Origin of the sequence: Pseudoalteromonas sp. SR45-6, from assembly GCF_014163545.1 — a bacterium.
Taxonomy (GTDB): Bacteria; Pseudomonadota; Gammaproteobacteria; order Enterobacterales; family Alteromonadaceae; genus Pseudoalteromonas; species Pseudoalteromonas rhizosphaerae.
In genome coordinates, this window is record NZ_JACJDM010000009.1 from 86517 (window position 1) to 99259 (window position 12743).

The window sequence follows — 12743 nt, forward strand, 5'->3', positions numbered from 1 at the left end:
CACGAAAAAGCAAATAACACCATTACTTTTATAAACTATCAGACTCCGAATAGTAGTCTGGATTTTGTGGTGCAGGACTTGAAATTTTAGAACGCCCAAACAGAGTATGAAACTTTGCTTTACACGTCGTTAGCTTTAGGTATTTAATCCACGCACGTTCAATTGCGTTGGTTGGTTCTTGATTACCAGAGACAACGGCAAAAAATTGTTCTTGGATTTCATTTTGTGGTTCAAGGGTTTTATTATATAACCCTTTTAGAACAACACCGTGTTGTTCAAGGATACTGGCTTCTAGTAAGGTAAAATTACCGCTGCGGCCGAATCCGCGCGGAAAGTTTTGATCATCATAAAACTGACGTTGGCTTACAAATGCTTGGCGAAGTAGTGAAATATCATTGCTCATGGCTGTTTCCTCATACCCTATTTTCAAGCTGGAGTATGGATCAAGTTGCGCAATTTATTAAACAAAAAATTTTTATCGTGAGGATAAATAATTGGATATAGATTTATTGAAAACCTTTGTCGAAGTGGTACGTACTCGTCACTTTGGTAAAGCGGCTGAAAACCTTTACATTACGCAGTCTGCGGTGAGTTTTCGAATTCGTCAATTAGAACAAGGACTAGGGGTTAATTTATTTATCCGCCAACGTAATAACATCCAATTGACTGCACCAGGGGAGCGCTTATTACCCCATGCGCAAATGATTATTACTGGTATGCAACGGGCTAAAGTCGATGTTGCTCTTGCGGATAATATGCATAAGCAAGTGAGTTTAGCAGGGACGCCTAATATTTGGGATGCTTTTTTACAGTTTGGTATCACTAATATTGTTTCTGCAATGCCAGGGGTATCGCTGGTGGCTGAAGTTAAAGCACAACAAGAAAGCACACGGTTATTATTAGAGCGCACCTTAGACCTAGCTATTTTATTTGATCCACCAAAAGTGGATGAATTAGTAGTTGAGCGTATTTGCACCTTGCCAATTATACCTATCAGTGCATTTGAAGGAGCTGCGAATGAAAACTTTTTTGATAATCAATATGTCTATGTTGACTGGGGAACTACCTTCTCTCTTTGGCATGCACGGCAATTTACTGGTCACACTCCACCATATTTTCGCACCAGCACAGGACGCATTGCATTAGATTTGATACTACAATGTGGAGGTAGTGCATTTATTCCTGAAGTTTTAGCGAAAAGCCATATAGATAAAGGGGAGCTACATCGAGTGTCTGATGTGGAACATACTTCTCGGGATATTTTTGTCGCTTATCACAGAGATAATGAACAAAAACCCTTGCTTGAGACGTTGGTTAATTTATTACTGGAATTAACACCAACAATAAGCAGTGAATTTAGTGCTAAGTAAGCTATATATGACAGTTTTATGTTGATTTGATGTCTTTTGTTGTTCCTTTTTATGAATAATATGAGTCATAAATGTTTCTGTTGTAATATTTCTGTCATTTACCACAGGCAAAATGCAGCGAATTAAAAATTAGTCTGTTGCGTTTATTGAGGAAATAATATGAAATTTGCAAAGTCGAGCTTATTACTAGCTGTGTTAAGTGGTTTATCTTTTTCTGCGTTTGCTGATGTTGATGTGTATGGTAAAGCGAATGTATCTGTGCAATCTTCGGATGACGGTGAAGGGTCATTCAGCGAAATTAAAAGCAATGCATCGCGAATTGGTTTTAAAGGTTCTGAAAACATCAGTGATGGCTTAGAAGCTATTTATAAGTTCGAATTTCAAGTTAATGTTTCTGATGATTCAAAAGACACGGTTACATCACGTAATCAATACGTTGGTTTAAAAGGTGGATTTGGTCAATTAGTGATTGGCCGTAATGATACTGCTTTAAAGCAATCACAAGGAAAGTTGGATTTATTTGATAACCTTGAAGGTGATATCAAAAATTTATTTAAAGGTGAAAACCGTCTTAGTGATACAGTTACTTATTCATCAAAGGATTTAAGTGGCTTTAAAGTGCTTGCAACTTACGTTGCAGAAAAAGACAGTGATGGCGATAGCGGTTATTCATTAGCACTTACTTATGGCGATGCTGGACTGAAGAAAAGCAATGTTTATGCATCAGTTGCTGCCGACAGTGAAGTTAATGGTTATGATGTTGTACGCGCTACCGTGCAAGGGAAGGTAGCTGATTTTAAATTAGGTGCAATGTACCAAAGCCAAGAAAAAGTGGATGGTAGCGGTGATGCCGATGGTTATTTAGTTAATGCGGCTTACACTCTTGATAGCAATACATTTAAAGTTCAATACCAAGTAATGGATTTTGATGCGGGTGATAAAAAGTCTGCCATCTCTGCAGGTGTTGATCACTCCTTGAGCAAAAACACCACGTTATTTGCCTTCTACACTAATTTTGATATGGACAGCAATGTTGATCAAGATTACTTAGGTGTTGGCATGGAATACAAGTTTTAGTCTTTAGACCGTTGAAAAAGCCTTACTTATTGCTGTAAGGTTTTTTACTATTAAGCTTGTGCATACACTGATTTACCCGCAAGCCAGCGATTGATTAGTTGTTCTACTTGTTCAGGATACTGGCGGAGCATTTGTAGTGCGATAGGTCTGACTAAGTTGAGTGTGTGCTTATCTCTGGTTAAGTCAGCAATTTTAAATTCCGCTAAGCCTGTTTGTTTAGTGCCGAGCACTTCACCTGGACCACGAATTTCCAAATCACGTTCTGCAATTACAAAACCATCATTGCTATCTCTTAGAACAGCCAAACGTTTTTGTGCAGTATGAGACAGCGGTGCGTGGTATAAAAGCACACAATGGGATGCGATTGCACCACGACCAACTCGCCCACGTAACTGATGTAATTGTGCAAGGCCAAGCCGTTCAGGATTCTCAATGATGATCAAACTGGCATTCGGCACATCTACACCGACTTCAATGACCGTTGTCGCCACTAATATATGAATCTTTCCAGCTTTGAACTCGCTCATAATAGCTTGCTTTTCTGCTGCTTTCATACGGCCATGAACTAATCCTATAGTTAACTCTGGCAGTGCATGAGTTAATTGCAGTGCGCTATCTTCTGCTGCTTGGCATTGCAATGCTTCCGATTCATCAATTAAGGTGCATACCCAATATACTTGACGACCTTGCTCGGTACAGGCTGTTTTTACACGAGCAATAATTTCATCACGACGCGTATCAGGTAGTGCAATGGTTTTAATTGGGGTACGTCCTGGTGGCAACTCATCAATCACGGACGTTTCTAAATCGGCATAAGCTGTCATCGCCAGTGTACGTGGGATCGGTGTTGCTGTCATAACCAGTTGATGGGGATAGCAATCACCAAAACGGCCTTTTTCTCGTAGCGATAAGCGCTGATGGACGCCAAAGCGGTGTTGTTCGTCAATAATAATAAGCACTAGGTTATTAAATGTTACTTGTTCTTGAAATAACGCATGAGTCCCAACAATCATTTGCGCTTCACCTGATGCTATTTTTTCAAGCGTTGCGCTGCGTTCTTTTCCTTTGGTTTTACCACCGAGCCATGCTGTAGTTATACCTAAAGCCGTAAACCAATTTTCGAAAGTAATGCCATGTTGTTCTGACAGAATTTCGGTGGGTGCCATTAATGCCACCTGATAGCCCTGTGCGATAGCTGTTAAGGCGCTCAGTGCCGCAACGAGGGTTTTACCTGAGCCAACATCGCCTTGTACTAAGCGCATCATTGGATAAGGAGACTGCAAATCGTTTTTTATTTCAGCGACGACTTTGTTTTGCGCGTTGGTTGGAGCAAAGGGGAGCTGCGCTAAAAAATCATGCTCCAGATGATTAATAGGGTTCAGAGCAACTGCTTTTACTTGCTGTCCTTGTTGACGTAATTTTAATAAGCTCAAATTTTGCGCCAGTAACTCTTCAAACACTAAACGTTGTTGAGCCGGGTGCAGGCCTTGCTCTAATGCGGTGATATCTACATCATTAGCGGGGCGATGTAAAAGTAGCAGTGCTTGAGTTAAATCCATACCAGCGTGTTGGAATTGCACTGGCAATAACTCTTCTACCTGATATTTTTCAAGTAATGCAATCGCCTGATCACTTAATGCACGGATCGACAGTTGTTTTAACCCTTCCGTTGTCGAGTAAACAGGCGTTAGTGTGGTCGCTGTTGGTTGTTCGCTCGGTGTATCGCTGAGGCTGTATTCAGGATGAGTCATTTCATAACCCACTCTGCCACGTCGTACCTCGCCAAAACAGCGGATCACCTTACCGCTACTTAAGGTATTCTTTTGTGCTGCAGTAAAATTAAAAAATCGCAGGGTGAGTCGTCCAGTACCATCGTTAACTTGGCAAACGAGCATTTTACGTTTACCAAAGGTAATTTGGCTGGTTTCTATGGTGGCTTCAATACTGACATGACTATGCACAGCTAAATCACTGATAGCATAAATACGGGTGCGGTCTTCATATCGAAGCGGTAGATGAAAGAGCATATCTTGCACTGTGCTAATGCCGAGTTTTTTTAGCCGCTCGGCCATCTTTGGACCAACGCCTTTGAGGTCAGTGATTGGGTAGCGGCTTAAAGTTGGCTTTGACACAATACGCTCAAATCTTTCATTTTTAGATACTTTTTAGTTTACGTGCGAACAGGCTTGTCATCAAGCATGTTTTAATTTGTGCCAAAACTCATCATCAGCGATGATTTCACCATTTTCATCGAGGGCTGGATAGGGTTGCGATTTTTCTTTGCATTTTTGTGCAATGATTGGATGGCAACCTTCAAATAGCATCTTATGTTTTATGCTCTCATCCAGCATAGTGCGCTCATATAAGCCGGCTTGCAGACGTTGGTTTTGTGCCTCAAATAATATCAGTGCAGCGGCCACAGACACATTCAGAGACTGCGCCATACCTTGCATTGGAATAATAATGTTTTTATCTGCGTGGGCAAGTGCTTGTGGAGAGATCCCGGTTTTTTCTTGGCCGACAATAATGGCTGTTGGCAGAGTATAATCAATCTCACGGTAGTCAACAGCATCAGGGCATAAGTTAGTAGCGAGTATTTGTACTTGCGGATTATGCAGGCGCATCATAGCCACAGCGCTGTCGATATCTTTATGTAAGTGAGTTGCGATCCAATTTTTACTGCCCCCAGAGGTATTATTGGTGAGCCATTTTTGGTTTTGTGGCCATACTGCATGAACATTATGGCAACCCACAGCATCAGCGCTGCGAACAATTGCAGACAAGTTATGGTGTTTGTGCACATCTTCTAAGCACACGGTTAAATCGGTTTGACGACGATCTAGTACGTGTTTAATGCGATGATAGCGGGTGTTTTCCATTTTTAGCCTTGTCTTAACTCATAAAATTGCCGCTATTATACGGGAATTACCGTCTTAAGGCATTACTGAGCGGCTAATTGGGTTTTGCAGTGATATTAGCGTTTCGGTTGACTGAATAGCTTCGATAGCTTGAATCTTATTGATCAATACATCTTGTAAATGATCAATTGAACGGGTCATTACCTTAATAAAAATACTGTAGTTACCGGTTGTGTAATAAGCCTCAACGACTTCTTCAAGTTCCTTTAGGTGCAATAAGGTTTGTGGGTAGTCTCGAGCATTATTGAGGTTGATGCCAATAAAACAACATACATCGTAGCCTAACTGCTTGGCATTGACGCTAACTTGGGTGCCTGTAATGATCCCGGCTTGTTTCATTTTTTCAATCCGTACATGAATTGTACCTGCGCTAACGGCGAACCGTTTGGCTAATTCTGCATAGGCTGTGCGGGCATTATCCATTAATGCGTGGAGGATCTGTTTATCAAGATTATCGATTTGATAATTTTCCATATAAATATCATCTTTAAATTGTTGAATCATCATTTTTTATACCACTAAATTAATCAAATTAATATGGTAAAGGTGTTTCTGTTATTGGTTATTGAATTAAAGTGCAAAATGATTGAGGATTGCTTTAACGACATGGTTGCTCATAGTGCAATCATGCATTTATGCAAGTAACAATAACTGGGAATGAGGCCAATTATTATGAGTTCACACTTTGTCCAGCAACAGCTGCAAATTAGTAAAGTTAAACAGTATTTTTCACACCAGCTAGAACAACAGCTAGGGTTAATTGAAGTACAAGCGCCTATTTTGGCTAAAGTAGGCGATGGTATCCAAGATAACCTAAGTGGCACTGAAAATGCGGTTGCGGTAAAAGTTAAAACTATTCCAGCGAGTCAATTTGAAGTGGTTCACTCTTTGGCAAAATGGAAGCGAAAAACACTAGCTGAGCACGGCTTTGCAATTGGTGAAGGTTTATACACACATATGAAAGCGTTGCGCCCGGATGAAGAGTCATTAAGCCCCATCCATTCTGTTTATGTTGATCAGTGGGATTGGGAGAAAGTAATTTGTGCCAGTTCTGAGCGCTCTCTTGATAAGTTAAAAGAAACAGTACAAGCCTTGTATAAAGGCTTAAAAGCAACCGAGCAATTTGTTGCTGATGAATTTGGTATATCACCATTTTTACCCGCTGATATTACTTTTGTACACAGTGAACAGTTACGTCAAATGTACCCTGATTTTACCGCCAAGCAGCGCGAAAAAGCGATTACACAAGAATATGGTGCGGTGTTTTTGATAGGCATTGGTGGGGCATTAGCCGATGGTAAGATTCATGATGTACGCGCACCTGACTACGATGATTGGTCGACTCAGACTTGCGAGCAATACAGTGGCTTAAATGGTGATATTTTACTGTGGAACCCTGTGCTTGAAGATGCTTTTGAAATTTCATCAATGGGTATTCGCGTATCACCAGAAGCATTAGTTGCACAGCTTGCAATTACCGGTGACCAAGCTCGTTTAGAATTTGATTGGCATAAGCAACTACTAGCTAAACAATTACCACAGACAATAGGTGGTGGCATTGGTCAATCTCGATTGGCGATGTTGTTATTACAAAAACCTCACATCGGTCAAGTACAAGTAAGTGTATGGCCGGAGGAGTTAAAACAACAAGTGGCTGGTATTTTATAACGTAGACGAGAGAATAGAGATTATCTGCTGTTAGTCTCTATCTGCTTGCGATCAACTGGTTTTAAATTCAATCTCTATTTTTCCTTCTTGCAGTTTTACGTTACAAGGAGGATAGCTGCGATTTGTTCTTAATACTTTATCGAAAATGTGGATTTCTACCCCAGAATGCAATTTTTTATTGACCGCTAAATTAGCATTATCAAGTAGTTCATATAGACTTTGTTCTAGCGTTGTTAGGCGTTTTTCTAGCTGCTCTGCTTGTTGGCAATAATGTTGCTGAGTAGCTCCTATTTTAGCGAGCAATAGTTTTTTCTTATCTAAATCTTTTACTAAATCGGCCTTTTCTAGCGTTGCTTGCAGGGTGTCTAATTGCTCATCGGTTTTAGCTAATTCTTTAAGGCATTCATCGGTTTCAGTAGTAACAGACTTTCCTGAGGCAACCATGTTTATGAGCATTTTAGCGCCAGATTCATTACCAATTTCACCAGCGATAATCATTCCGGCATCCAGGATCTCGCCACCAAATAACTTCCCTTGTGGATTGTCTGCTTGGCCTATCTGTAAAAGCTTAGTCGCTTTCATTGCGCAGTGGCTAGCTTGGCGCTCAATAAAAATATTATTACCTTCAAGGTAGCTATATTGGGAGTGAGATAAATGAATATCACCGTTACAAATAATTTTGCACGAAAGCGTTTTATCATCTAGCTGGTGGCCAATCACACCTTGTTTAATGGTGATATTACCTTGCGCTGTCAGCTCTCCGGATTCAACCGTGCCCATCACAGTTATATCGCCTTTCGCGGTTACTTTCATGCCAGGCTCTATATTATGAGTGACAATAATGCTGCCATCAAAGTTTATATGGCCGCTTTTAACTGTGACATCGCCAATCGTAAAAATATCATCAACGCGCATACCATTTTGAATTTCGACTGGTACGCCCGCAATACTTGAGATTAATTCAAGAGGATTAGTTTTTGATATTTCACTGCCCTCACCAGCAACTAGCGGGCTACTTTCTCCTGCTTTTGCCGGAAGGACATCGCCTTTTACGGTAAAACCTTCTTTACCAGGGGTTGCGGGTTGCTGTCGAACTAATAATGTACCGGGTTCAACACTTGCTAACTTGCCAAAGTCGCGCATATCGACAGTGCCATCTTCGCGCAGTTTCGGGGTATGCAAACGCTCTTTTAAAGTTAATACTTGAGGGAGTAATTTTGATGATTTGCCGTCTTCTGGTAAGCGACCTTTAGCGAGGATACCTTTAACGGTAGTGCCAGCGGGTAATTCAAATTGTTTTTGTAGCAGCTGCTCTAAAAATGCTTGTTTGTAGCCCCGAGCAACCCCAGCTTTGATCAGCTGCTGTTTCGCTTGATCAAGGGCCAAAACTTTGCCACCTTGTGCGAGTGTGAGTTCGCCTGTTGCTAACATTTTATCATCACTGAGTGTAACAGTTAGTGTGGCGTCATGCTTACTGGCAACCACTAAACTACGTTCGCTACTAGGCTCTTTAAAAAAAGCATTGATAGCATCATAGTCTATGCGACATTCACAGAATGTTGATTTTTCTAGAGCCTCAATAACAAAAGCGGCACTAGGCGGCGAATGTTCTATAACATCGAGTAGTACATTACCGTTATGAGCAAGCTTAAACACGGATCATCCTTTTACAACACTTAAGTTAAAGGTTTTTATAATTATATAAAGATAGAGTGCTAGAGATTTGAATAACTGTCAAGAAGATCGAGGAAAAGGGGACTGATGAGTTAATACACCTAAGTATAAATACTTAGGTGTATTGCTGTAAGCTTAATTTGTTGAAGGCAATTCCATAATACCGTCAATTTCAACTTGCACGTTTTTTGGTAATGCGCGCACGCCAATTGCTGCTCGGGCAGGATAAGGTGCTTTGAAGTATTGGCTCATTACTTCATTTACCGTCGCAAAGTTAGATAGATCAGTTAAATAGATATTAACTTTTACCAAGTCTTGGATGTTGCCACCGGCTTCTTCACATACCGCACTAATATTTTTAAATACTTGATGTGTTTGTTCTGCGAAATCTTCAGAGATCACTTCCATCGTTGCGGGAACTAATGGAATTTGACCCGATAAGTAAACTGCTGTACCAACTTTTACTGCTTGGCTATAAGTGCCGATGGCAGCAGGTGCTAGATCCGTAGAAATAAATGCTTTATTCATGATTATCCTATGTTATTTTTTACGATAGACTTTTTGCACATCAGGCATTACGCGAATGCGGCGCATGATATTTGCAACATGGACACGGTTTTTCACGGTGATCCCTAAATCTATCACGTATAAATTACTTTCTTTTTCATCTGTGGCAATTTCCACTATGTTTGCTTGGGTTGTAGCAATTACATTGGTTAGTTTTGCGAGTGCGCCTTGGTGGTTTATGATTTCTACACGCAGTGCTGCAATATATTCTTTTTCTGGATTATCATCCCATTTAACAACCAAGTACTTGGAGCGTTCAGTTTCCCAGCCACGAATATTTTTACATTCTTGGCGGTGAACCGTGATGCCTTTACCTTGGCTTATATGTGCGGTGATAGCATCCCCTGGCACTGGTCGACAACATTTAGAATAATTAACTAGCATGCCTTCAGTACCAATAATGGTCGCTTTAGCATTTTTAGTCATATCGCCTAAATCATCATTGTCATTTTGCAGTAAGCGGCGTGCGATCAGCATGCTCATTAAATTACCGCAGCCAATTTCAACTAATAGCTCTAATACAGTATTGAGTTCATGTTCTGCTAATACGCGACTAATATTTTCGTCAGGCAGATCATCGAACTTCGTTTCACCTAAAGCAGAGTCGAGTAAGCGACGGCCAAGTAATAAAGCTTCTTCATGATGTTGGCTCCTCAGGTAATTGCGAATTCCTAAACGTGCTTTACCGGTAACAATAAAGTTTAACCACGTTGCGTTAGGGTGCGCACCTGAGCTGGTAATCACTTCAACTGTTTGACCCGTATCTAATGCTTTACTTAACGGATGAGGTTTACGGTTAACGCGTGCACCCACACAGGTATTACCAACATCGGTATGGACCGCGTATGCAAAATCAACGGCGGTTGCACCCATAGGTAACTCGACTATGCGACCATCAGGAGTGAACACGTAAATTTCTTCTGGGAATAGCTCTGTTTTAACGTTTTCAACAAATTCAAATGATGAGCCTGCGCTTTGTTGTAATTCCAACAAACTTTGCATCCACTGACGTGCCCGTTGTTGTGCAGTGTGGCCTGCGTTATCACCGGATTTTTTATACATCCAATGAGCAGCAACTCCTTTATCTGCCATGTGATCCATATCGTGAGTACGGATCTGGATCTCAACAGGGATCCCATGAGGACCAACTAATGAGGTATGCAACGATTGATAACCATTAGTTTTAGGTACTGCTATATAATCTTTAAAGCGAGTTTCGATTGGTTTATATAAATTATGGGCAACGCCAAGTACCCGATAGCAGATATCCATTGAATCAACTGCAATTCTAAATGCGTAGATATCCATGACTTCATTAAACAGTAACTCTTTATTAAGCATTTTTTTATAAATACTATATAAATGTTTTTCGCGCCCAGAAACAGTGGCTGTAATGCCAGCTTCTTCAAGGCGTGCTGTTATCTCGGTTTGGATATTTGAAATGACTTCTTTGCGATTGCCGCGCGCTTTGGCAACTTCTGACTTTAAAGCGCGATGACGCATCGGGTAGAGGGCTTGAAAACCTAAATCCTCTAACTCATTTTTAATATCGTGAATACCTAAACGATTAGCAATCGGCGCATAAATCTCTAACGTTTCGCGGGCAATACGTCGACGTTTGTCAGGACGTAATGCTCCAAGAGTGCGCATATTATGAGTACGATCAGCAAGTTTGATTAAAATAACACGAATATCTTGTGTCATTGCCATAATCATTTTTCGATAGTTTTCAGCTTGGAATTCTTTTTTATCTTTAAAGCTGAGCTTATCAAGTTTGCTTACGCCCTCAACTAATTCTGCGACTGTCTCGCCAAAAATTTCGGCTAAATCTTGTTGGCTAAAGTCGGTGTCTTCAATCACATCATGCATTAATGCAGCCATTAACGTTTCGTGATCTAAATGCATACCAGCCAGAATTTGGCTTACTTCAACAGGGTGAGTAATGTAAGGTTCGCCACTTGAGCGAGTTTGACCCTCATGGGCCTCTCGGGCTACCACATAGGCTTTTTGTACCAGCTCTACATCAGCAGCAGGTAAGTATTCTGATATTTTCTTTTTTAGACCTTCAAAAAGATACATTCACACTCCAATGTTCTCGTGAAGCAAATAGGTAACGGTATGTTAAGAATATACGATGAAAAGAAGGGATTGCCAACGGCTAGAATAGAAATACTATACCGTTGGCTAAATCAGACAAGGAAGTCAGATTATTGGTTGCCGCCTACAATAGCTGCAACTGCAGCCATTTCAGCCGCCTCTTGATGTTGTTGCTCTTCACGATCAATAAGATCCATTGATGAGCTATCTACTAAACCAAGTTCAATTTCACGTAAAGCAACAACCGTTGGTTTATCGTTTTCAGGATCAACCAGTGGCTTTTTACCACCGACCGCGATTTGACGGGCACGACGGGCCGCAACTAAAATTAAATCAAAACGATTACCAATTGCATCTACTGCATCTTCAACAGTTACGCGAGCCATCTTAGCACTCCAAATAAATTTTTAAGCAAAGACGTAGTTTACTGCACCGAGTCAGATTCGCCAATAGCTTGTGGTTAATTTAAACAAATAAAATACTTACTGAACCCAAATTAGGATTTAACGCAGTAAGTCTACGAGTAAATCTTGATGGCGAATAGCTTGGCTTTGTAGCGATAAGCGTTTTGCCAATACGATCGTCTCAATTTCCTTCAGCGCAGTTGCAAAATCATCGTTAACCACGACATAGTCATATTCATTGTAATGAGACGTTTCAGATTGTGCTTTTGCCATGCGACCAGCAATGATTTCTTGTGAATCTTGGCCGCGATTATTTAAGCGCGCTTCAAGCTCAAATTTTGACGGTGGTAGGATAAAAATGGTTTCAACATCAGCGACCAGATCACGAACTTGACGTGCACCTTGCCAATCAATATCTAAAAATACATCAATACCTGCTGCAAGCTGCTCTTCAATTGCTTGCTTTGATGTACCGTAGTAATTATCGAACACTTGCGCCCATTCAAAAAAATCATTCTTTTCAATTAATGATTTGAATTCATCAACATTTACAAAGTGGTAATGCACGCCATTTGCTTCGCCCGGACGAGGCGAGCGAGTAGTATGCGATACAGATACTTTCATATCATTATACTTAGTTAACAATGCATTGATTAAGCTGGATTTACCCGCACCAGATGGTGCCGATAAAATAAATAAGTTTCCGCGAGAGTGTGCCATGGGTTTTTACCTAAAATAAACCGACTAGAGCTGCTAATAAGCTCCGCCTTAATTTTGGTATTGTACTTTATTTAGTGAAGTTTACTCAACTGCCGAAAGTATCCTAGTGAGGTGATTAAATTTTAACGTATTAATAACCGTATTTTTGTTACGGCAATGATGACTGTTTAAAAAACTCCCGCATTTTAACGATTATTTGTACTTAGTTGCATAATGCAAAAATGGTCGTTGCAAGTTGCATCTTTCAT

12 protein-coding genes are annotated in these 12743 nt (G+C 40.6%); 3 read left to right on the forward strand and 9 right to left on the reverse strand.

The window, feature by feature from the left end; translation table 11 throughout:
• Window positions 1–28: 28 nt before the first annotated feature.
• The gene (locus H5158_RS06720) at window positions 29–403 is read right to left on the reverse strand and encodes a DUF413 domain-containing protein (protein ID WP_145237075.1); all 375 of its coding nucleotides are present in this window, start codon (window positions 401–403) and stop codon (window positions 29–31) included.
• A 91-nt stretch (window positions 404–494) separates the two neighbouring features.
• Between H5158_RS06720 and H5158_RS06725 the strand changes: the two genes are divergently transcribed.
• The gene (locus tag H5158_RS06725) at window positions 495–1370 is read left to right on the forward strand and encodes a LysR family transcriptional regulator (RefSeq protein ID WP_149980649.1); all 876 of its coding nucleotides are present in this window, start codon (window positions 495–497) and stop codon (window positions 1368–1370) included.
• A gap of 159 nt (window positions 1371–1529) precedes the next feature.
• On the forward strand, window positions 1530–2447 hold the full coding sequence (locus tag H5158_RS06730; RefSeq protein WP_149980650.1) for a porin: 918 nt from the start codon (window positions 1530–1532) through the stop codon (window positions 2445–2447).
• Window positions 2448–2497: 50 nt separating this feature from the next.
• Here H5158_RS06730 and recG read toward each other — a convergent pair whose 3' ends face one another.
• Genes recG through asnC form a run of 3 tightly spaced genes read right to left on the reverse strand, consistent with a single transcriptional unit; the run spans window position 2498 to window position 5839 of the window.
• The gene (gene recG, locus H5158_RS06735; protein WP_182718081.1) at window positions 2498–4579 is read right to left on the reverse strand and encodes an ATP-dependent DNA helicase RecG; all 2082 of its coding nucleotides are present in this window, start codon (window positions 4577–4579) and stop codon (window positions 2498–2500) included.
• Window positions 4580–4639: 60 nt separating this feature from the next.
• On the reverse strand, window positions 4640–5326 hold the full coding sequence (gene trmH / locus H5158_RS06740) for a tRNA (guanosine(18)-2'-O)-methyltransferase TrmH (RefSeq protein WP_182732244.1): 687 nt from the start codon (window positions 5324–5326) through the stop codon (window positions 4640–4642).
• Window positions 5327–5380: 54 nt separating this feature from the next.
• On the reverse strand, window positions 5381–5839 hold the full coding sequence (asnC, locus tag H5158_RS06745; protein WP_145237092.1) for a transcriptional regulator AsnC: 459 nt from the start codon (window positions 5837–5839) through the stop codon (window positions 5381–5383).
• 198 nt (window positions 5840–6037) lie between these two features.
• On the opposite strand from asnC, the gene asnA reads away from it, so the two are divergent.
• A complete protein-coding gene (gene asnA, locus H5158_RS06750; protein WP_145237095.1) occupies window positions 6038–7033 on the forward strand; it encodes an aspartate--ammonia ligase in 996 nt (331 codons plus the stop codon).
• A 51-nt stretch (window positions 7034–7084) separates the two neighbouring features.
• On the opposite strand, the gene H5158_RS06755 is transcribed toward asnA, so the two are convergent.
• The 5 genes from H5158_RS06755 to gmk all read right to left on the reverse strand — a co-directional run bounded on the left by H5158_RS06755 (window position 7085) and on the right by gmk (window position 12495).
• Entirely contained in the window at window positions 7085–8689 is a 1605-nt protein-coding gene (locus tag H5158_RS06755) for a DUF342 domain-containing protein (protein ID WP_149980653.1), read from the reverse strand.
• 153 nt (window positions 8690–8842) lie between these two features.
• On the reverse strand, window positions 8843–9235 hold the full coding sequence (locus H5158_RS06760) for a RidA family protein (RefSeq protein WP_145237101.1): 393 nt from the start codon (window positions 9233–9235) through the stop codon (window positions 8843–8845).
• Window positions 9236–9247: 12 nt separating this feature from the next.
• Window positions 9248–11353: a bifunctional GTP diphosphokinase/guanosine-3',5'-bis pyrophosphate 3'-pyrophosphohydrolase gene (spoT, locus tag H5158_RS06765; RefSeq protein ID WP_182718083.1), complete on the reverse strand. Its 2106-nt coding sequence runs from the start codon at window positions 11351–11353 to the stop codon at window positions 9248–9250.
• 128 nt (window positions 11354–11481) lie between these two features.
• Complete coding sequence (gene rpoZ / locus H5158_RS06770; RefSeq protein WP_064667923.1) at window positions 11482–11757, reverse strand: DNA-directed RNA polymerase subunit omega; 276 nt, start codon at window positions 11755–11757, stop codon at window positions 11482–11484.
• A 117-nt stretch (window positions 11758–11874) separates the two neighbouring features.
• Window positions 11875–12495 carry a guanylate kinase gene (gene gmk / locus H5158_RS06775; RefSeq protein ID WP_182739703.1) on the reverse strand — a complete coding sequence of 207 codons (621 nt, stop codon included), beginning with the start codon at window positions 12493–12495 and terminating at the stop codon, window positions 11875–11877.
• Window positions 12496–12743: the final 248 nt, after the last annotated feature.

Excerpts from the sequence above, each read along its gene's own strand:
- H5158_RS06720 (WP_145237075.1), bottom strand. The coding sequence starts at position 403 with ATGAGCAATGATATTTCACTACTTCGCCAAGCATTTGTAAGCCAACGT.
- H5158_RS06730 (WP_149980650.1), top strand. The coding sequence starts at position 1,530 with ATGAAATTTGCAAAGTCGAGCTTATTACTAGCTGTGTTAAGTGGTTTA.
- trmH (WP_182732244.1), bottom strand. The coding sequence starts at position 5,326 with ATGGAAAACACCCGCTATCATCGCATTAAACACGTACTAGATCGTCGT.
- asnC (WP_145237092.1), bottom strand. The coding sequence starts at position 5,839 with ATGGAAAATTATCAAATCGATAATCTTGATAAACAGATCCTCCACGCA.
- asnA (WP_145237095.1), top strand. The coding sequence starts at position 6,038 with ATGAGTTCACACTTTGTCCAGCAACAGCTGCAAATTAGTAAAGTTAAA.
- H5158_RS06760 (WP_145237101.1), bottom strand. The coding sequence starts at position 9,235 with ATGAATAAAGCATTTATTTCTACGGATCTAGCACCTGCTGCCATCGGC.
- spoT (WP_182718083.1), bottom strand. The coding sequence starts at position 11,353 with ATGTATCTTTTTGAAGGTCTAAAAAAGAAAATATCAGAATACTTACCT.
- rpoZ (WP_064667923.1), bottom strand. The coding sequence starts at position 11,757 with ATGGCTCGCGTAACTGTTGAAGATGCAGTAGATGCAATTGGTAATCGT.
- gmk (WP_182739703.1), bottom strand. The coding sequence starts at position 12,495 with ATGGCACACTCTCGCGGAAACTTATTTATTTTATCGGCACCATCTGGT.